At 73.8% G+C, this 17,804-nt stretch carries 21 protein-coding genes; 10 read left to right on the top strand and 11 right to left on the bottom strand.

Annotation, left to right across the window (positions count from 1 at the left end; genetic code table 11):
• Positions 1–55: 55 nt before the first annotated feature.
• On the bottom strand, positions 56–955 hold the full coding sequence (locus ACFV6E_RS32275; protein ID WP_385177766.1) for an NAD-dependent protein deacetylase: 900 nt from the start codon (positions 953–955) through the stop codon (positions 56–58).
• A gap of 257 nt (positions 956–1,212) precedes the next feature.
• Between ACFV6E_RS32275 and ACFV6E_RS32270 the strand changes: the two genes are divergently transcribed.
• Positions 1,213–2,148, top strand: a complete 936-nt coding sequence (locus ACFV6E_RS32270; protein WP_385466451.1) for a LysR family transcriptional regulator — start codon at positions 1,213–1,215, stop codon at positions 2,146–2,148.
• 76 nt (positions 2,149–2,224) lie between these two features.
• On the opposite strand, the gene ACFV6E_RS32265 is transcribed toward ACFV6E_RS32270, so the two are convergent.
• The 7 genes from ACFV6E_RS32265 to ACFV6E_RS32235 form a co-directional block, all read right to left on the bottom strand.
• Entirely contained in the window at positions 2,225–2,536 is a 312-nt protein-coding gene (locus tag ACFV6E_RS32265; protein WP_385466448.1) for a hypothetical protein, read from the bottom strand.
• A gap of 64 nt (positions 2,537–2,600) precedes the next feature.
• The gene (locus tag ACFV6E_RS32260) at positions 2,601–3,314 is read right to left on the bottom strand and encodes a glycosyltransferase (RefSeq protein ID WP_385466445.1); all 714 of its coding nucleotides are present in this window, start codon (positions 3,312–3,314) and stop codon (positions 2,601–2,603) included.
• Positions 3,311–3,898 (bottom strand): class I SAM-dependent methyltransferase, encoded by a 588-nt coding sequence (locus ACFV6E_RS32255; RefSeq protein ID WP_385466455.1) that lies wholly within the window; start codon positions 3,896–3,898, stop codon positions 3,311–3,313. Before ACFV6E_RS32255 ends, ACFV6E_RS32260 begins: the two co-directional genes overlap by 4 nt.
• Positions 3,899–3,933: 35 nt before the next feature.
• A complete protein-coding gene (locus tag ACFV6E_RS32250) occupies positions 3,934–4,707 on the bottom strand; it encodes a PIG-L deacetylase family protein (protein ID WP_385466442.1) in 774 nt (257 codons plus the stop codon).
• Complete coding sequence (locus ACFV6E_RS32245) at positions 4,704–5,834, bottom strand: acyl-CoA dehydrogenase (protein ID WP_385466439.1); 1,131 nt, start codon at positions 5,832–5,834, stop codon at positions 4,704–4,706. Before ACFV6E_RS32245 ends, ACFV6E_RS32250 begins: the two co-directional genes overlap by 4 nt.
• A 362-nt stretch (positions 5,835–6,196) precedes the next feature.
• Entirely contained in the window at positions 6,197–7,558 is a 1,362-nt protein-coding gene (locus ACFV6E_RS32240) for an NAD(P)/FAD-dependent oxidoreductase (protein WP_385177108.1), read from the bottom strand.
• Between the two features lie 206 nt (positions 7,559–7,764).
• Positions 7,765–8,346 (bottom strand): TetR/AcrR family transcriptional regulator, encoded by a 582-nt coding sequence (locus tag ACFV6E_RS32235; protein ID WP_385466453.1) that lies wholly within the window; start codon positions 8,344–8,346, stop codon positions 7,765–7,767.
• A gap of 114 nt (positions 8,347–8,460) precedes the next feature.
• Here ACFV6E_RS32235 and ACFV6E_RS32230 point away from each other — a divergent pair, with 114 nt between their 5' ends.
• Complete coding sequence (locus ACFV6E_RS32230) at positions 8,461–9,393, top strand: DMT family transporter (RefSeq protein ID WP_385466436.1); 933 nt, start codon at positions 8,461–8,463, stop codon at positions 9,391–9,393.
• 35 nt (positions 9,394–9,428) lie between these two features.
• Here the strand turns inward: ACFV6E_RS32230 and ACFV6E_RS32225 are convergent, their stop codons facing one another.
• On the bottom strand, positions 9,429–9,974 hold the full coding sequence (locus ACFV6E_RS32225; RefSeq protein ID WP_385177104.1) for a TetR/AcrR family transcriptional regulator: 546 nt from the start codon (positions 9,972–9,974) through the stop codon (positions 9,429–9,431).
• Positions 9,975–10,105: 131 nt separating this feature from the next.
• Here ACFV6E_RS32225 and ACFV6E_RS32220 point away from each other — a divergent pair, with 131 nt between their 5' ends.
• The 4 genes from ACFV6E_RS32220 to ACFV6E_RS32205 all read left to right on the top strand — a co-directional run bounded on the left by ACFV6E_RS32220 (position 10,106) and on the right by ACFV6E_RS32205 (position 13,216).
• Positions 10,106–11,116 (top strand): NADP-dependent oxidoreductase, encoded by a 1,011-nt coding sequence (locus tag ACFV6E_RS32220; protein ID WP_385466433.1) that lies wholly within the window; start codon positions 10,106–10,108, stop codon positions 11,114–11,116.
• 98 nt (positions 11,117–11,214) lie between these two features.
• Positions 11,215–11,439: a hypothetical protein gene (locus ACFV6E_RS32215; RefSeq protein WP_385177100.1), complete on the top strand. Its 225-nt coding sequence runs from the start codon at positions 11,215–11,217 to the stop codon at positions 11,437–11,439.
• A gap of 78 nt (positions 11,440–11,517) precedes the next feature.
• Positions 11,518–11,928: a VOC family protein gene (locus ACFV6E_RS32210; protein ID WP_385466431.1), complete on the top strand. Its 411-nt coding sequence runs from the start codon at positions 11,518–11,520 to the stop codon at positions 11,926–11,928.
• A gap of 262 nt (positions 11,929–12,190) precedes the next feature.
• On the top strand, positions 12,191–13,216 hold the full coding sequence (locus tag ACFV6E_RS32205) for a beta-propeller fold lactonase family protein (RefSeq protein WP_385466428.1): 1,026 nt from the start codon (positions 12,191–12,193) through the stop codon (positions 13,214–13,216).
• 22 nt (positions 13,217–13,238) lie between these two features.
• On the opposite strand, the gene ACFV6E_RS32200 is transcribed toward ACFV6E_RS32205, so the two are convergent.
• Positions 13,239–14,042, bottom strand: a complete 804-nt coding sequence (locus ACFV6E_RS32200; RefSeq protein ID WP_385466425.1) for an alpha/beta fold hydrolase — start codon at positions 14,040–14,042, stop codon at positions 13,239–13,241.
• Between the two features lie 207 nt (positions 14,043–14,249).
• Between ACFV6E_RS32200 and ACFV6E_RS32195 the strand changes: the two genes are divergently transcribed.
• The 4 genes from ACFV6E_RS32195 (at position 14,250) to ACFV6E_RS32180 (ending at position 16,985) form a co-directional block, all read left to right on the top strand.
• Positions 14,250–14,390 carry a lasso RiPP family leader peptide-containing protein gene (locus tag ACFV6E_RS32195; RefSeq protein WP_385175738.1) on the top strand — a complete coding sequence of 47 codons (141 nt, stop codon included), beginning with the start codon at positions 14,250–14,252 and terminating at the stop codon, positions 14,388–14,390.
• Positions 14,391–14,489: 99 nt separating this feature from the next.
• Positions 14,490–16,328, top strand: a complete 1,839-nt coding sequence (locus ACFV6E_RS32190; protein WP_385466422.1) for an asparagine synthase-related protein — start codon at positions 14,490–14,492, stop codon at positions 16,326–16,328.
• Positions 16,306–16,569 (top strand): lasso peptide biosynthesis PqqD family chaperone, encoded by a 264-nt coding sequence (locus ACFV6E_RS32185; RefSeq protein ID WP_385175744.1) that lies wholly within the window; start codon positions 16,306–16,308, stop codon positions 16,567–16,569. Before ACFV6E_RS32190 ends, ACFV6E_RS32185 begins: the two co-directional genes overlap by 23 nt.
• Positions 16,566–16,985: a lasso peptide biosynthesis B2 protein gene (locus ACFV6E_RS32180; RefSeq protein WP_385466419.1), complete on the top strand. Its 420-nt coding sequence runs from the start codon at positions 16,566–16,568 to the stop codon at positions 16,983–16,985. Before ACFV6E_RS32185 ends, ACFV6E_RS32180 begins: the two co-directional genes overlap by 4 nt.
• A 30-nt stretch (positions 16,986–17,015) precedes the next feature.
• Here ACFV6E_RS32180 and ACFV6E_RS32175 read toward each other — a convergent pair whose 3' ends face one another.
• Entirely contained in the window at positions 17,016–17,612 is a 597-nt protein-coding gene (locus tag ACFV6E_RS32175; RefSeq protein WP_385466416.1) for an RNA polymerase sigma factor, read from the bottom strand.
• Positions 17,613–17,804: the final 192 nt, after the last annotated feature.

Below are 17,804 nucleotides of genomic sequence, written 5' to 3'. Positions count from 1 at the left end.
GGCCGACACCGGCCCGGCCGCCCTGCGCATGCTGCTCCTCGGGGCCCCGACTCGCTCAGGCCACCGCCTCGCCGTCGACCAGGATGCCGAGGCGGTCGGCGACGGCGGTGAGGGCCGTGCCCAGCGGCAGCGCGACCCGGGTCACGGCGTGCGGGTCGCCCCGGGTGGCGTCCCGGTTGACGATGAGCACCGGTGTGCCGGCGCGGGCCGCCTGCCGGACGAACCGGAGCCCGGACATCACCGTCAGCGAGGAGCCGAGGACCAGCAGCGCAGCCGCCCCGTCGACCAGCGCGCGGCAGTGCTCGACCCGCCGCGGCGGCACCGTCTCGCCGAAGAACACCACGTCCGGCTTGAGGACGCCGCCGCAGACCGTGCAGGGCAGCACACGGAAGTCGCCGACCTGCTCGTCCGTGAGATCGGCGTCACCGTCCGGGTTGATCCCGGCCGCCACCGGCTCGAAGCCGGGATTGGCCTCCTCGAGGCGCCGGGCGAGTTCGTGGCGCGGGCTGAGGGTCCCGCACGACAGGCAGACGACGCGATCGAGGCTGCCGTGCAGTTCCACGACGCCCGTACTGCCCGCGGCCTGGTGCAGGCCGTCCACGTTCTGGGTGATCACGCCCGAGAGCAGACCGTGCCGCCCGAACGCGGCCACGGCCCGGTGCCCGGCGTTGGGCCGCGCGCGGCCGAAGGTGCGCCAGCCCAGGTGGCTGCGTGCCCAGTACCTGCGGCGGGCCCCGGCGTCGGCGGTGAAGTCCTGGTACGTCATCGGGGTGTGCCGGCTCAGGCTCCCGCCCTCGCTCCGGTAGTCGGGGATGCCCGACTCCGTGGAGATGCCGGCCCCGCTGAGCACCAGCACACCGCCGGCGCCCAGCGCGTCCGCGACCGGCGCCACATCGGTGGTGCCCGGCGGCAGATCCTCGGTGGGGGTCCAGCTCAGAGTGGGACGCATGCGCATGCCGCAAGGGTACGGAACGGCTCGCGCCGAGCCGGTGAGGGCCCGCGCCCGCACCCCGGAGGTACGAGGAGTCAGTCGCGGCGGGCGACGGCCCGTACGGGAGAGCCGCAGCCGCTCGTGCCGGCACCGGGACCGTACGCATCCGCGGCCCCCTGCGTCCGTGGGGCACCGGCACCGCGCTGATCGCGAATGTTCACGTCCAGCGAATGTTCACGTCCAGCGAATGTTTGTGCACGTAAGTGCTTAGGCTGGACTACATGATTGACCGTCGACTGCATGTGCTGCGGACGCTCGCCGAACACGGCACGGTGACCGCTGCCGCCGTCGCGCTGCACCTGACTCCCTCGGCCGTCTCTCAACAACTCCGTCTGCTGTCACGGGACTTGGGCGTGGAACTGCTGCGCCCCGAAGGGCGGCGGGTGCGGCTCACGCCGGCCGCACACATCGTGCTCCGGCACGCCGACACGCTGTGGACGCAGTGGGAGGCGGCCCAGGCCGAACTGGCCCGGCAGAGCGGCGCGCTCCAGGGCACATTGCGTGTGTGCGGGGTCTCCTCGGCCCTCGCCGCGCTCGCGGGTCCGGCCGCCGCCCGGCTGCGCCGGGCGCACCCGCTGGTCGAGCCGCTGATCCATGAGGAGGAGAGCGCCGAGTGCTACCGGCTGCTGCTCGCCGACGAGGCGGACATCGCCCTGGTACTGCCCGGCCCGGACGCGCCGCCCGTCACCGACGCCCGCTTCGAACAGGCCCCGCTGATGACCGACCGCCAGGACCTCTTGGTCCCCGAGGGACACCGGCTCACCCGGCCCGGAGGGATCCGGCTGGCGGAAGCGGCCGACCAGCCGTGGATCGTGAAGACGTACAACAACGACACGTACCCCCTGGTGACCGCCGCGTGTGCGGCCGCCGGCTTCACCCCGCGAATAGTCCACCAGGTCAAGAAGCGGTACGCCGTCTCCGCGCTCGTCGCGGAAGGGCTCGGCGTCTGTCTGCTGCCCAGGATCGTGCCGCTGCCCCCGGACCCGGTCACCCGGGTCCCCCTGATCGGCGACCCGGCCCCGGTGCGTCAGTTCCTGACTGCCGTCCGCCGCGGCAGCTCGGACCACCCCCTGATCGAAGCCGCACTGGAGGCACTGCGCGACACGACCGCGAACTTCGGTCGCCAGGGGCTGGGTCAAGGGCGGACGCGGGGATGAGTTGAGCCTTGGTGGGGGAGCGGGGCGGCCCGTACCGCGTCGCCGACCTCACCCGTGCCGCTTCCCCCGAGGGACCTCAACGTGTCGGCTCCGCCGCGTCCCTGCGGCCCGCGAGCAGGAACAGCACCGCCGCGGCGGCGAGGAAAACGAAGCCCGTGCCCGTGCAGACCATGACCGTCTCGGCAGAGGCGTCCGCGACGCGCGGGACGCCGTTGACGAGGATGAGGGCGTACACGCACAGCAGGCCGTGGGCGCGGAGCCGCATTCCGGCCCGGCGGTTCCGCGGCCGGGGCGGTGTCCATCCGGCCAGGATCGCCGCCGACAGCGGCAGCACGAGCGCCGTGGACACCGCCAGTACTGCCCAGTGGTACAGCGGATTGCCGTACACCCCGCCCCCTTGGTTCCGCTGTGGTCGACAACTCCACTGTCGTCGACCGATGTTGATCAACAGCCTAGGGAAGCCCGTGCGCGTCCGTCCACACCGAACTCCTCAGGTAGTCACCGAAACCGCCGCGCGCCCGGGCGTGCAGGCGGGGCGAGGTGAGCACCGGGCAGAGGGACGTGCGCAGTACGCGGTGGCCCCGGCGTTCCAGGGCCTCGACCAGGGCCCGGTCCTCGCCGGTGGCCAGGGGCGGGAAGCCGCCGACGTCCAGGTACGCGGCGGCGCTGATGCCCAGGTTGGCGCCGTGCACATGCGGGTGGTGCCAGGTCGCCGCGCCCGGCGGCCGGGTCGCCTCGTACAGGGCGCGATGTGGCGCGGCCAGCGGAGAGGCGGGTGGCAGGACGACGGTCCCCACGACGGCCTGCCACCCTTCGCGGGCCCGGGCGAGCTGGTGGGCCAGCCAGTTCGGGGGAACGGTGCTGTCGGCGTCCGTGGTGGCGATCCACAGGCTGCCGGGTGCGTCCGCGTACCGGTTCAGCGCGTAGCGGACGCCCGTGTGCCGGGCCTGGCCCGGACTGCGGCAGTCGGTGCTGACGACGAGCGCCCCGGCGTCCCTGGCCAGCGCGGCCGTACGGTCCCGGCAGGCGTCGGCGACCACCACGGTCCGTACCCGCGTGCCGGTGAGCGCGGGATGGCGGGCGGCGCGGGCGACCGCGGCCAGGGCGGCGGGCAGCAGCGCCTGTTCGTCGTGGGCGGGGACGACGACGGCGACGTCCGGGCTCACACCAGGCCCTCTCCGGCGGCGACCGACATGGCGGGGCCGCCGTCGGGGCCGGTGCGCTGGTGGATCTGGAGGACGAAGTCCTCCTCGCGGTGGTCGGCGAGCAGGCCGAGGCCGGGCAGTCCGGCGAGCCGGCGCGCGATCCCGGTGCCGGTGGTCAGATGCTCGGGCACCGGATGGTCCCAGTGCACGGTGACCAGGGTGCCGTGCGGCTCCAGTGCCGCCACCGCTCGCTCGAGGAGCCCGTCGAGCGCGGCGCCGTCGAGGTAGTACAGCAGCTCGGACAGGACGATGAGGTCGAAGGAGCCCTCCGGCCACTGTTCGGGCAGCAGCATGCGGCGCACCTCGACATGCGGCAGGTCCCGGGTGCGGCGGCGGGCCGTCTCCACCGCGGACTCGACGCGGTCGCAGGCCAGCAGGGCGTCGCAGCGGTCCGCGAGCCGGCGGGTCAGCTCGCCGACCGAGCAGCCGGGCTCGAACGCCCGCCGGTAGCGGGGCAGCGGCAGCGCGGCGACGGTCAGGTCGTACTTGCGCCGCTCGTACCAGCGCTCCGCCAGGCTCCACGGATCGGCGGCGGAGCGGTACATGTCGTCGAAGTACGTGTCCGGAGTACGCGGGCGGGTCACGCGAAGACCACCTCGCGGTCGCGCAGGTGATGGGCCAGCTCCCGCGGAGGCAGCACGGCGGCGTCCCGGGGATCGGGGCCCAGGGGCCGTATCTGGCTGGCGAAGCGCTCGACCGCGGCCCGTTTGCGGGCCTGCACGGCGGGCGGCAGCTCGATCCGGGACGCTCGCCGCCAGGGCACGCGCGGGTCGTCCGGCTCGGCCCAGTGCCACAGCCACACCGGGTAGAGGCGGCACGACACGGCCGCCGCCCGGGCGGCGGCCGTGGCCGCGCGGCCGGCCGCCTCGTGGTCGCCGTGCACGTCACCCGTCCACGGCGCGAGGCACAGCGCGGCGCCGGGCAGCAGGTCCACGAGCACGGCGGCGAGCCGGCCCTCGTGGTCGGCCACCCGGGTGTCGGGCAGCCGCAGCCGTACGATCTCCGCGCCGTCCGCGCCCAACTCGTCCAGCGCGTCGCGCAGTTCACGGGCACGCAGCTCGGCGAGGCGGCCGGGGGAGAGACGGGTGCTGCCGGGGTGGGAGCCCTCGCCGTCCGTCACCGAGACCACGGTCACCGCCAGTCCCGCGGCGGCGAGGCGGGCGAGGGTGCCGCCCACGCCGAGCACCTCGTCGTCCGGGTGCGCCGCGACCACCACGACCCGCCCCGCCCCGGGCAGCACGAACTCGGGCATGCGGCTCCAGCCCGCCCAGGAACGCCAGCGCTCCTCGTCGGTCCCGGGCGCCTGGATCGGGTCGGCGTACCCGCTGCCCGTCCCGGTGCGCGGCGCCGTCATCGGCCGGCTCCCGCGCCGCGCGTCACCGCTTCGCCCAGGGCGGCCAGATCCCGCTCGGCGTGGTGCTGACGGATGTAGACGGCGAGGTCGGCGGCGGTGCGCGCGTGCCGTTCGTCATGGCACAGCGGCCCCGCGCCGGTCGCACGTCCCACCTCGTCCAGTACCTCGGCACAGGTCTGCGCCAGCAGGGCACGTACGCGCAGCGCCCGCACCGCCGCCGTACCGGCCCGGTCCAGGGGGTCGGCGTCGATCTCCTCGGCCGCCCGGCGCAGCACCGTCCACGCCGTGTGCAGCCGCAGGTCCACGGCACCGACGTGCGCGTCGGTGAAGGGATCGCCCCGCCGCGCGGCCCGCTCGAACAGCACCCGCGCCACCGCCTGCGCCCCGCCGTACCAGCAGGCGGCCACACCGACCCCGCCGTGCTGGAAGCCGGGACGGCGCACGTACGCCTCCACGTCGCCGACCGCCGTGGCGGGCACCTGGGTGAAGCGGACGTCCGGGCTGTCGCTGCCTTCCATGCCCACGGCCCGCCAGGTGCCGGGCACCGGCCGGCAACCGGGACGCGCCTCGGACTCCGGCCCCCCGGAGTTCCCGGGCGGGGCGCCGGACAGGCCGCCGTCGAGGACGTCGTCGGACACGCCCGTGCGTACCGCGAACAGCCGTCGGCCGTCCTCGGCGCGGGCGGTGACCAGGGCGTGCGTGCAGGTGTGGGCGCCGGAGCAGTACTTCTTCAGCCCGTCGAGCACCCACCCGTCCGCCGTACGCGTGGCGGTCAGCCCGGAGCCCGGCGGTTCGGCCGCCCACACGGCCCAGTACTGCCCGGGTCCGACCGGTTCGCCGCCGAGTTCGGCGAGGATCGCCGCGGCGTCGAGATGGCCCTCCAGCAGCCGGGCGGCGCACAGGTCCTCGCGTGCGGCCGCGGCCAGCGCCTCGAAGCGCTCGGCGGTACGGCCGCCGCCGGGCAGCGGGACGTCAGTCTCCCCGGCCGCCACCGCGTCGACGTGCCGGGTGAAGACGTTCGCCGCCGCGCGTGCCGCCGGGGTGCCGCCGAGGTGCGCGTCGGCGTTCGTGGCGATGCCGTCGCCCGCTGGTCCACGGCCGGTCGACGGTGGTCTCGTCTGCTGCATCGGCGGTGCTCCTCGCTCTTCGGTGCCTGGCGCCGGTCGGGCGCCGAGCCCTCGCGACCGGGCAGGAGACGCAGGTCCGGACGCCACCGGCCCTCGCCTCCGCCCGCATCACTGGCTCGGGCATGCCAGTGCCCCGGAGGCCTCGCCCTACACGCCGGACGCCGAAGATCACACGCCGGCGACGGAGCGAGGCCCGCACCATGGGACAGCCGAGGCCGGCCGGTGTGCGGACGCGCAAGGGCCGGCGTCCGCGGACGACCGCCACGGGCGTTCGTCGCGGGCACCGGCCCCTCCCGGCGGACCGGCCGCACCGCACCGCCGCGCTTCGCCACGATGCCGTGCGGTGCGACCGGCCGTCGCCGTCAGCCGCTCCCGACGCGCTCCTTGATCTCCTCCGGACTCAGATAGGCGTTCGTGTACTCGAAGTCCCGCAGCGTGCCGGGCGTGCGGGTCAGGAAACCGGTGCGGACGAAGTCGTCACCGGCCACCGAGTTCAGCGCCCAGTTCGTCGCCACCCGTACCTTCGCCACGTTGGTGCGCAGCGCCGACCAGTGGTAGCCGCGCGCGGCGACCAGCGCGGGCAGCCCGCGCAGCTCGACGCCGAGCGGCTTCGACACCGCGTCCAGGCCGCCGAGGTCGACGACGAGACCCAGATCCTTGTGGACGTAGGGCGTCATGCGCTGGTTGCGCAGCGAGGCGATGACGTTGTCCGCGACGTGCTTGCCCTGCCGCATCGCGTGCTGGGCGGTCGGCGGGCAGACGGCGCCCTCCGTGTCCTTGGCCTCGTCGGGCACGGCGGCGGCATCGCCGAGCGCGAAGACGCCGTCGTGTCCGGGCAGGCACATCTCCGAGGCGACCGCGAGACGTCCCTTGACCGTCTCGGCGCCCAGGGTGCCGATCAGCGGGCTCGCCGCGACACCGGCGGTCCAGATCAGCGTATGGGTCGGGATCACCCGGCCGTCGGTGAACGTGACCTCCTTGGGTCCCGCCTTCGCGATGGAGACACCCAGCGAGACGTCGATGCCCCGCCTGCGCATGATCTCCAGGGCGCTGCGGCCGAGCTTGTCGCCCAGCTCGGGCATCAGCTTCGGCGCGATGTCGATCAGATGCCACTTGATCAGCCGCGGATCGAGCCTCGGGTAGCGCTTGACCGCGGCGTGCGTCAGCCGTTGCAGGCACGCGGCCGTCTCCGTACCGGCGTAACCTCCGCCGACCACCACGAACTGGAGCCGCGCCGCCCGCTCCGCCTCGTCCTCGCTGGCGTCGGCGATGTCGAGCTGCGAGATGACGTGGTCGCGGATGTACGCGGCCTCGGCGAGCGTCTTCATGCCCCGGGCGTGGTCGGTCAGTCCCGGGATGTCGAAGGTGCGCGTGATGCTGCCCGGGGCCAGCACGATGGTGTCGTACCGCTCGTTGACGATCTCGCCCGAGATCTTGCGGACGACGCAGACCTTCGCCTTCAGGTCCACTCCGATGGCCCCGCCCGGGAGGATGCGGGTGCGGTACCTGCGGCTGCGGCGCAGCGAGACGGCGACCGACTGCGGGGTGAGCACCCCGGAGGCGACCTGGGGCAGCAGCGGCAGATAGAGCTGGTACGAGAACGGCGTGACCAGTGTCAGGTCGGCCTCGTCGGGGCGGAGTCTGCGCTCCAGCCGCCGCACGCACTCCACTCCCGCGAAGCCCGCTCCGACCACCAAGATCCTGGGTCGTGCCACGATGCTCATCCCTTCACCGGCTGCTCATTCGTCTGGCTTCAGGGGTTCAGGTGCCCACGGACAGCCGACTCGCACATCTTTGATCCCATCGCGCAGCAGGCGGACGCGCCACCGGAGGCCGTCCGTGCGCCGTAACCGGTATCGCGGGGAGGGGTGGCACCGTCGGCCGCCGGGCGGTCGCCGAGGCCGTTCCGGTCCTGGCGCCGGGCGGGCGGTCACGCCGGACGCAGCAGGGCCGACGCCTGGTCACGGGCGTGGCCGAGCGGGTCGGGGAAGACACTCAGGCCGTGCGCGACGAGGGCCCCTTCGTGCAGGAGCATCAGGCTGCGCCCCAGCTCCGTATGACCGCGCCTGGCGCCGTCCTCGGCAGCGGCGGGCGGCTCGATATCGCGGGCGAGGTCGGTGAAGAGGGCGAGCATCCACGCCTTCTGACCGGTGATGAGCGGGTACGCGGGGTGCGCCGGGTCGCTGATCTCCGCATGGGCGTTGACCATGCCGCACCCCTTGGAGCTGTTCTCGCGCGCCCACGCGCGGGAGGCGTCGAAGACGGCCAGGATCCGGTCCCGCGGCGTGGCCGGCGCGGCGTGGAGGCGGCCGGCGAGGAAGGCCCGCCAGCGTTCGTCGCGGTCCGCCAGGTACTCCACGACGATCCGGTCCTTGGAGCCGAAGCGGTCGTACAGGGTCTTCTTGGTGACCCCCGCCTCGGCGGCGATGAGGTCCACCCCGACGGCATGGATGCCGCGCTCGTAGAACAGCCTGCCCGCGGCCTCCAGGGCGCGGCGGGCGGCCGGGGTCATGGTGATCCGTCGCGGCGTTCCCGTACTGCTCACTCCTCCACTGTATACCGATCTGTATAGTGACTCGGGCCGAACGGGGTATACCGATCTGTATAGCGAGAGAGGAGTCGCGACATGAACGTCCTGCTGTCGGCCGCCTTCGTGCTCTGCTGGAGCTCGGGATTCATCGGTGCGAAACTCGGCGCGGGCAGCGCCGCCGCCACCACGCTCCTGATGTGGCGGTTCCTGCCCCTGGCACTCGTCCTCGCCGCCTTCGCCGCCGTCTGCCGGGCGCCCTGGCGAGGTCTCGCGGTGCGGGACGTGGCCCGGCAGGCCGTGATCGGCGCGCTGTCGCAGAGCGGCTACCTGCTGACCGTCTACTACGCGATCCAGCTCGGCGTCTCCAGCGGCACAACCGCCCTCATCGACGGCACCCAGCCGCTCGTCGCGGGCGCGCTCGCCGGACCGCTGCTGGGCCAGTACGTCGCCCGCGCGCAGTGGCTGGGGCTGGGCGTCGGCGTGTCCGGCGTCGCCCTCGTGACCCTTGCCGACGCCGGCAGCGGTGACGTGGTCTGGTGGGCCTACCTCGTACCGTTCCTCGGCATGCTCTGCCTGGTGGCGGCGACCTTCCTGGAGAGCCGTTCCCGTACCGAGGTCGCGCCGATGGCGGCCATGACGGTGCACTGCGTCACCAGCGCGGTCATCTTCACCGTCCTCGCCGCGTTCTCCGGAGCCGTCCGGCCACCCGGCGACGCCACGTTCTGGACCGCCGTCCTCTGGCTCGTCGCCCTGTCCACCTTCGGCGGGTACGGGCTGTACTGGCTCATCCTCCAGCGCTCCGGCGTGACGAAGGTGAACACGCTGATGTTCCTCATGGCCCCGGTCACGGCGGTGTGGGGCGCGGTGACGTTCGGCGAGCCCTTCTCCGTGCAGACGGCCCTGGGGCTGGGCGTCGCGCTCGCCGCCGTGGTCGTCGTCCACCGGGGCGACGGCGGGCGGCGGCGCGCCGGCGCGCGGAGCCCGGCCGCCGGGTCCCGCCTCCGGGGCGCACCGTCCGTGAAGCGCTGACGCGTCCTAGCCCGTCCGTGAAGCGCTGACGCCCCCTAGCCCGTCCGGACCGCGCTCGCGACGACGTCGAAGAGGTGATCGGCGCGCGGTGCGAGGGCGGGCTGGTCGCCGAGCCAGGCGAGCGCCGCCACCAGTGCGAACAGATCGGTGCCGTCCATGTCGGCGCGCGCCGTGCCCGCGCTCTGTGCGCGGGCGAGAAGCCGGGCACCGGCCGCGCGCATCGTCACGCAGGAGGCGTGGAGCGCGGACTCGGGGTCCGCGATGGCGGCGGCCATCAGCGTGGTCGCGCCCCGGTACTCGCGGGCGTAGGCGACGCAATCGCGCAGCCACGCTTCGAGGGCCTCCTCGGGTGTGCCCGACGTCTCCAATACGCCCGCCCTCGCGGTCAGTTCGTCGAAGCCCGTACGGAGCAGGGCTTCGAGCAGCGCCTCGCGGGTGGGGAAGTGGCGGAGCAGCGTCGCGAGGCCGACTCCGGCCCTGCGTGCGATGTCGCGCAGGGACGCGTCGACGCCCTGCTCGGTGATGACGTCACCCGCGACTGCGAGTAGGTGGTCACGGTTCTTCTTGGCGTCGGCCCGCATCTGTCCCTCTTGCCCGTCCGGCGTCCCGCTTGACTGTCCGGATCAGTGGTCCATATATTCGGATCAGTGGTCCGGATAATTCGGATCACTGATCCGTTAAGGCTATCCCGCGACGCGGGCAGGGGAGAACGATGCCGGCACACACCATGAGGGCGATCCGGCTGCACGAGCACGGCGGGCCCGAAGTTCTGCGCTATGACGAGGTGCCGGTCCCCGAACCGGGGCCGGGCGAGGTGCTCGTCCGGGTGCGCGCGGTCGGCGTCAACCCGCCGGACTGGTACCTGCGCGACGGGCTGACCAACATGCCCCCGGAGGTGCGGCCCCAGTTCGACCTGCCCGTCGTCCCGGGCACGGACGTGTCGGGAGTCGTCGAGGCCGTCGCCGCGGACGTGACCGGCTTCGCCGTCGGCGACGAGGTCTTCGGCCTGCTCCGCTTCCCCGGCTTCGACGGCGGCGCCTACGCCGAGTACGTGGCCGCGCCCGCTTCGGACCTCGCCCACAAGCCGGCCGGCCTCGATCACGTGCACGCCGCCGGGGCACCGATGGCCGGACTGACGGCCTGGCAGTTCCTGATCGAGCTGGGCCACGACCACCCCTCGCCCTTCCAGGCGGCACGGCACCGCACGGTGCCGCTCGGCGCCGGTACGACGGTGCTCGTCAACGGCGCCGCGGGCGGCGTGGGGCACTTCGCGCTGCAACTGGCCAAGTGGAAGGGCGCGCAGGTCATCGCCGTGGCTTCGGGCGCGCACGAGGCGTTCCTGCGCGAACTCGGCGCCGACCGGTTCATCGACTACACCAAGGCCCGCGCGGAAGACACCGTGCGCGACGTCGACCTCGTCCTCGACTGTGTCGGCGGCCGCGGCAGCCGCCGCTTCCTGCGCACGCTCAAGCGCGGCGGCGCCCTGTTCCCGGTGTTCTTCGGCGAGTACGACGACGAGGAGACCGCGAGGCTCGGCGTCACGGTCTCGGGCACCCAGGTCCGCTCCAGCGGCGCGCAACTCACCGAACTGGGGCGCCTGCTCGACGCGGGCACGGTGCGCGTCGCGGTGGACAGCACCTTCCCGCTCGCGGACGCCCGCGCGGCCCACGAACGCGCTGCCCGGGGGCACATCCAGGGCAAGATCGTGCTGACGGTGGCCTAGGGGCTCCGGCAGTCCTCAAGGTGTCGCGGCGCCCGGCCGTCCGGGTGTCGTGGCGCCGCGAGGTGACAAAAAAATCGAACACGCGATCTAATGCGGGCATGAACGCCACTGACTTCCCCGACGACCTGGTGCGGACGCAGCTCGCCTTCAACGCCGCTTACGACGCGCTCGCCGCGTCCCGGCGCCGGGACACCGCCGCCCTGCGCCGCCGCCTGCTGCGCCTGTCCGTACGGCTCTGGTGGCACCCCTACTGGGACACCGCCCGTGCGGTCCCGGCGGCGCGCACCGAACTGCGGGAGCTGGCCCGTACCCGGACCACGTGAGGCAGCCCGGCCCGCGAGCCTCCGGGCAGGCGCCGAAAACCCTGTGACACACACCTCTGATCTGTGGAGCATGGGCGGATGGCGCGACTCCACGACATCGTCTTCGACTGCGCGCGTCCCGCGGCCACCGCCCGCTTCTGGGCCGCGGCGCTGGACGGCTATGCCGTCGCGCCCTACGACGACGCGGAGCTCGCCCGGCTGCGCGCGCTGGGGATCACCAATGCCGAGGACGACCCCACCGTGCTCGTGGAGCCGGCCGGCGGCGGACCCCGGCTGTGGTTCCAGCTCGTGCCGGAGGCCAAGCGCGTGAAGAACCGCGTGCACGTCGACCTGCTCGCCGCGGACCCGGAGGCGGAGACCGAGCGCCTGACCGCGCTCGGCGCGACGGTGCGGGCCCGGCGCGCGGACAACGTCGTACTGGCCGACCCGGAAGGCAACGAGTTCTGTCTGTCCCCCGGAGCGGAACACCCTCGAGGCGAGGACGGATAAGGGCGGGGATAAGTCGCCTCGCGGTAAATGTCGAATTGTCGACGAAGGCAAGTGACCGCCTTTGGTCCGATTGCCCGCATCCGAAAAAACGACTTCCTCGCCCGGCCGTGCACAAAAACCCTCTCAGGACGTTTGGCCAGTCGCGTTCCGCGCACGAGCTTTCGCCCCTTCAGCCGCAGAGGAGTTATACGTGCCGTTCTCTTTCCCAGGCGCCCGTCGGCCCGCCGGTGACACGTCCGCCCGGTCTGAGGGGCAGCATTCCGTGCGCCGCCGTACGGGTCTCCGTGTCCGGCTGGGGCTGGCCGCCGCCGTCGTGGTCTGCACCTCGGCCGCGGTGCCGTCCTCCGTGCAGTCCGCACCGTCCGCGGTGTCTGGGCCGGAGCCCACTCCGGTCCAGGAGTATCCGGTGCGGCTGATCGCGTACGTCGCCAACAGCGGGTCCGCGAGCGTCTCCTCCTACGACGTCCAACTGGCGAAGCCCTTGACGACGACGCAGGTCGGCAAGGGTCCCACGGGCGTGGGTGCGGCCCCGGACGGCTCCCAGGTCTACGTGGCGAACGGCCAGTCCAACACCGTCTCCTTCATCGAGACCAGCGGTCACAAGGTGGTGGCGACGGTGCCGGTCGGGACGCGGCCCTTCGCGGCCTACCCCAGCCGGGACGGGAAACGAGTGCTCGCCGCCAACTGGGGGAGCGACACCGTCTCGGTCATCGACACCGCCGGCCGGAAGGTCGTCGCGACCACTCGCGTCGGCGAACTCCCGCACAGCATCACCACCATTCCGGACGGGACCGCATACATCACCGACAGCGGTAGTAATGATGTCACCGTACTCTCCAAGGAGAATCGGGTGGAAACCAGAATCCCGGTGGGGGACTTTCCGAGCGGTATCACCAGTACCGTCGGCGGAGAATATGTGTATGTGGCCAATACGGGGGCCGGCAGCATCTCCGTCATCGACACGGCCACCGATAAAGTGACCGCCACCTGGCCGGTCGGAAAGGCTCCGCTGGGTCTTGCCGTGAGCCCCGACGGAAAGCGTCTCTACGCGGCGGACTCCTCGGCCAACGCGTTGCTGATCATCGACACGGCCAACGGCCGCGTGCTCTACCGCGTCCCCGTGGGCAAGACCCCGCAGGGCGTGGCGGTCAGCCCCGGCGGCGGCCGCGCGTGGGTCACCAACGAAGCCTCCGACACCGTCTCCGTGGTCGACACGGCGACGGCGAAGGTCCGGGTCAACCTCCCCACCGGCCACCAGCCCGAGGGCATCGCGATCACGCCCAGGTAGGCGCCGTGGCCCTGCCGTCCGCTCAGGCGACGACGGCGGCCAGGAAGTCGCCGACCGTCCGTGCCAGGGTGGCGGGGTGCTCCAGGTGCAGGTCGTGTCCTGCCCGCGGGACGCTCACGGCCGTGAGGCCGGGGCGCCGCCGGAACATGCCGTCGATCTCCTGGGCCGGGATGATCCCGTCCTGGCCCAGGACGGCCAGGGCGGGGCAGGTGACGGCCGCCCATTCGTCCCACCAGGACCGGCGGGCGTTCTCGGCGAGCGAGGCGACCATGACATCGCGGTCGAAGCGCGGCCACCATCCGCCGTCGCGTTCCTCCAGCCCGGCGGCCCAGCCCGCGCCGACCGGGCCGCCCCCGAAGAACGTGCCGGCGGCGTCGCGCGAGGGGAAGGGCACCGGCCAGGAGCCGAGCCAGCGGCCTATGTCCTGCTGCACCTGCGGGCTCGAGCCGCCGGGGCCCGCTTCGACGAGCACGAGCGCGCGTACCAGGTCCGGACGGGCGGCGGCGGTGAGCATGGCGGTGTGGCCGCCCAGCGACTGGCCCATCAGGACCGGCCGTCGCAGCCCGAGCCGTTCGACGACGGCGACGACATCGGCGACGTGGGCGGCACGGCTCGTGTCGTGCGGACGGCGTTCACTCGCTCCGTGGCCGCGCTGGTCGACGGCGACGAGCCGGTACCGGGCGCCTAGGACTTCGGCGACGGCGTCCCACTCACCCGCGTGACCGGCCAGCCCGTGCAGCAGGACGACGGGCGGTCCTTCCCCGCCCCGGTCGCGGCAGACGAGTCGGACACCGTCGCGCTCCACGGTGCGTTCGGCCCAGGTCATGTGTCTCCTCACCAGGTCGGCAGTGCTGGGCCAACGGTAGGCGGCGGGCGAACGCGGACGTCGGGTGAGGTCGCGCAGGGCGGTCATCTGCGGCTTTCCTCCCCTCCTTCACTCGTCCGGGTGACGCAGTCATGCGTGAGCGGCGGGCCGTTCGTGTATCTGACGAGGCGGACAGGCCGTCTCGCCCGTGAGTGGAAGGCGACCGCAGTGAACGAGACCCTGAACATCGAACCCGCCGACGTGTACGAGACCCCGCTGCTGGACGAGGCCGGGGAGTTCACCGACCTCACCCAGGGCGCCATCGGCACCTGGCCCGAGGGCATCGGCGGATACCGCGTCGGCACCTGAAAGTCCGTGACGGCATGCCGGTCCGCGCCCCTCGGGTGCTGACCGGCATGCCCGGGGCCGGGCGGACGCCGCACGGCCCGGGGGAGGAGGGGGGACCGCGTGAATACGGCGACGTCCTGGTTCGTGGTGCTGCCGGACCGTGCGGGGGCGGCGGGACCGGCGGCCCGGTTGCGGGCGGCGGGAGGCGCCGACATGGTCCCCCACCCGTCCGGGCGGCCGTGGCTGCTGGGCCGTTGGCGGCCGGACGAGATGGCGGTCGTGACGGCGGGCGACCGCCGGTGCGCGGTGATCGGAACTTCGTCCACGACGGCCCCGGATCTCTCGGCCCGTATGAGGGGTGTCCGCGACGCCACGGACCTGGAACGCGTGCTGCGCCCGGTCCACGGCAGCTTCCACGTCGTCGCGGTTCTGGACGGACACGGCTACGCACGGGGGAGCGCCTTCGGGGGCCGGCGGCTGTACTGGACGACAGCCGGAGACACGACGGTGTACGCCGACCGGGCACACACCCTGGCCCGCCTCACCGCCGCCGTCCCCGACCCGGCACAGCTCGCGGCCCGGCTCGCCGTCCCGCACCTGCCGCACCCGCTGGCCGGTGCCGCCATGTGGACAGGGGTGCACACCGTCCCGCCCGGACACGCGCTGCGTACGGATCCCGGCGGCCGGACCCGCACCGCCGCCTGGTGGCGGCCGCCCGCCGCCGAACTCCCGCCGGCCGAGGGCGCCACGCACCTGCGGCGGGCCCTGCGCGACGCGGTGGCGCTGCGCGTCCGGTCCGGGCGAGTGCTGGCCGCGGACCTGTCCGGCGGCATGGACTCGACCGCCCTGTGCTTCCTGGCCGCCGAGGCCGGAGCCCGACTCGTCACCGCGACCATGGACTGGGACACGCCAGGCAACCAGGACCGCCACTACGCCCGGTACGCGGTCGAGCGCCTGCCCGGGACCACGTCCCTGGTGTTCGCCTCCGCGGAACTGCCCGCCTGCTTCACCGGGCTCGACCGGCGCCGCGCACCCCTGGACGAACCGGCGGTCATGCTGCGCGACCGCGCCCGCCAGCGGCACCTGGCCCGCGCACTGCTCGCCGAGGGCGCGGTGCTGCGGCTGTCCGGACACGGCGGGGATCACGCGGTCGTCCCGCCGCCCTCGTACGTCCACGCCCTGCTGCGCCGCGAGCCCCGCACCGCGCTGCGGCACGCCCTCGGCTTCGCCGCTCGCGACCGCTGGTCCCCGGCCGCGACCGGCCGGATGCTGCTGGACGGCCGCTCCTACCCGGCATGGCTCGGCCGGGCGCATCCGGGAAAGACGGCCGCGCCCGGACCGTGGGGGCCGATGCCCGCCCTGCCGCCCTGGGCGAGCGACGAGGCCGCCGAACGGCTCGCCGCGCTGCTCGGCCGCGCCGCCGGACAGGCCGAACCGCTGTCCGCCGATCCCGGCCGCCATGCCTGGCTCCACCAGATGCGCGAGGCCGGACGGATCGCCGCCCTCGTGCACGACGCGACCTCGGCCGACGGGCTTCCGACCGACAGCCCGTTCTGCGACGACGCCGTCCTGACCGCCTGCGCCGCCGTGCTCCCGCACCACGCGGGACACCCCTGGTCCTACAAGCCGCTGCTGGCCGCCGCGCTGCGCGGCCTGGTCCCCGCCCACCTGCTGGACCGCACGACGAAGGACCACTGCGGCCCGGACTGGCACCGCGGCCTGAAGACCCATCAGCGCGGGCTCGCCGACTGGGCCGAGTCCTCGCACCTGGTCGCCGCCGGTGTCGCGGACGAGGGCGCGCTGCGGCGGGCGCTGCTCAGCCCCGGCCTGAACGGCGGCGGCGCCCCCGCGCTGGAGAACACCCTGGGAGCCGAGGAATGGCTGCGCGACCTCGCCGCCCGTCCCGCCCCCGACCCCCTCGAAGAGGAGCACCCCCGTGACACGACGGCTGCGCGATGACGTGACCTGCTGCCCCACCGACGACGGCATGGTCCTGCTCGACGAACGCGACGGACGCTACTGGCAGCTCAACGCCACCGGCGCGGCCGTCGTCCAGGCACTTCTCGACGGCGCGACCCCCGACCGGATCGCCGACCGCCTGGCCGCCACCCGCCCCGTCGACCCCGCACGCGCCGCGGCCGACGTAGCGGCGTTCCTGGACCGGCTCACGCGCGCCCGGCTCCTTGCGGGCACCCCGTGAGCCAGACCCTGGACAGCACCGGCCGCCGTCCCCCGGCACGGCGCCGCGCCGCCGCCGGCGCCGCCGTCGGGGCGGCCCGGCTGCTGGCGCACCTGCCGCCCCGGCGCCTGCGGACCGTCCTGTGCGCCGTACGCCGCGGAGCCGCGCCCGCCGACCACGCCACCGCGCTGCGCGCCCGGCAGGACGTCACCGCGGTCAGCGTCCTGTGCTCCGGGCGCTACTGCCTCCAACGCTCCCTGGCCACCGCCCTGTTGTGCCGGCTCGGCGGCACCTGGCCCACGTGGTGCACCGGCGTGCGGACCTCGCCGTTCGCCGCCCACGCCTGGGTCGAGGCCGAGGGGCGCCGCGTCGGCGAACCCGACGACACCGCCACCTACCGCACGCTGCTGAGCGTCCCCCCGGCCGACCCCACGTGACACACGGGCGGTGCCCCGCAGCCCGGCCGCTCACGGCTGCGCGTCATCGCGCCGCGCACGTCGGCGGAGCAGGGACAGGGCGCGGGCGCGGGTGCGCGCGACCGTGCCGGGATGCACCCCCATGATGGCCGCGGCCTGGTCGAGGGTGTAGTCGTCGATGTCGACCAGGATCACCGAACTCGCCTGCCGCGGCGTCAGCGAGGCCAGCAGGTGTACGAGATCCATCCGGGCGGTACGCCGCTCCACGCCCCCGTCCCAGGCGCCCGCGGCGGGGGCCTCGCTGTCACCGGTCGGCACCAGCCGGCGCTCGCGCCGCAGCCGGTCGCGAATGACGCTGAGCAGGGCGCTGAACGCGTAGGCGTACGGGTCCGGATGGCTCAGGAACCGCTGCGGACGTGCGGCCAGTTTGAGGTAGGCGTCGTGGACGGCGTCCTCGGCGGAGTGGGACGTACGGCCCGTGAGCTGCGCCGAACGGCGGTACAGCCTGGGCAGCAGGGCGCTGAAGATTTCGTCGAAGTCCTGTCCGGGGTCCGGACGGTGGCCGGTGCCGGCCTGCGGGGGGACACCGCCGGGCGGGCACACCGGCTCCGTCTGCATCGCCGTGGCGTCGAACGCGTCATGGTGCACGGGAAGTCCACCTCCAGGGAGGTCGCGGAAAGAACGAAAGGAGTACGGCGTACGGCGCGGTCCGCCGGTCGCCGGGGCACGACGGCGGCCGTCGTATGCGTCGTGCGGCGCCGGTGCTTCCCTTTTTCTAGCCCCGCCTGCGTTGTTCACGTTCGACGGACTGGCAGTGAACAAACGCATGGTGAACAATTC

Origin of the sequence: Streptomyces sp. NPDC059785, assembly GCF_042732375.1 — a bacterium.
Classification (GTDB): Bacteria; Actinomycetota; Actinomycetes; order Streptomycetales; family Streptomycetaceae; genus Streptomyces.
The sequence above is the reverse complement of the archived record's forward strand: the minus strand, read 5'-3'. Positions and strand labels throughout refer to the sequence as shown.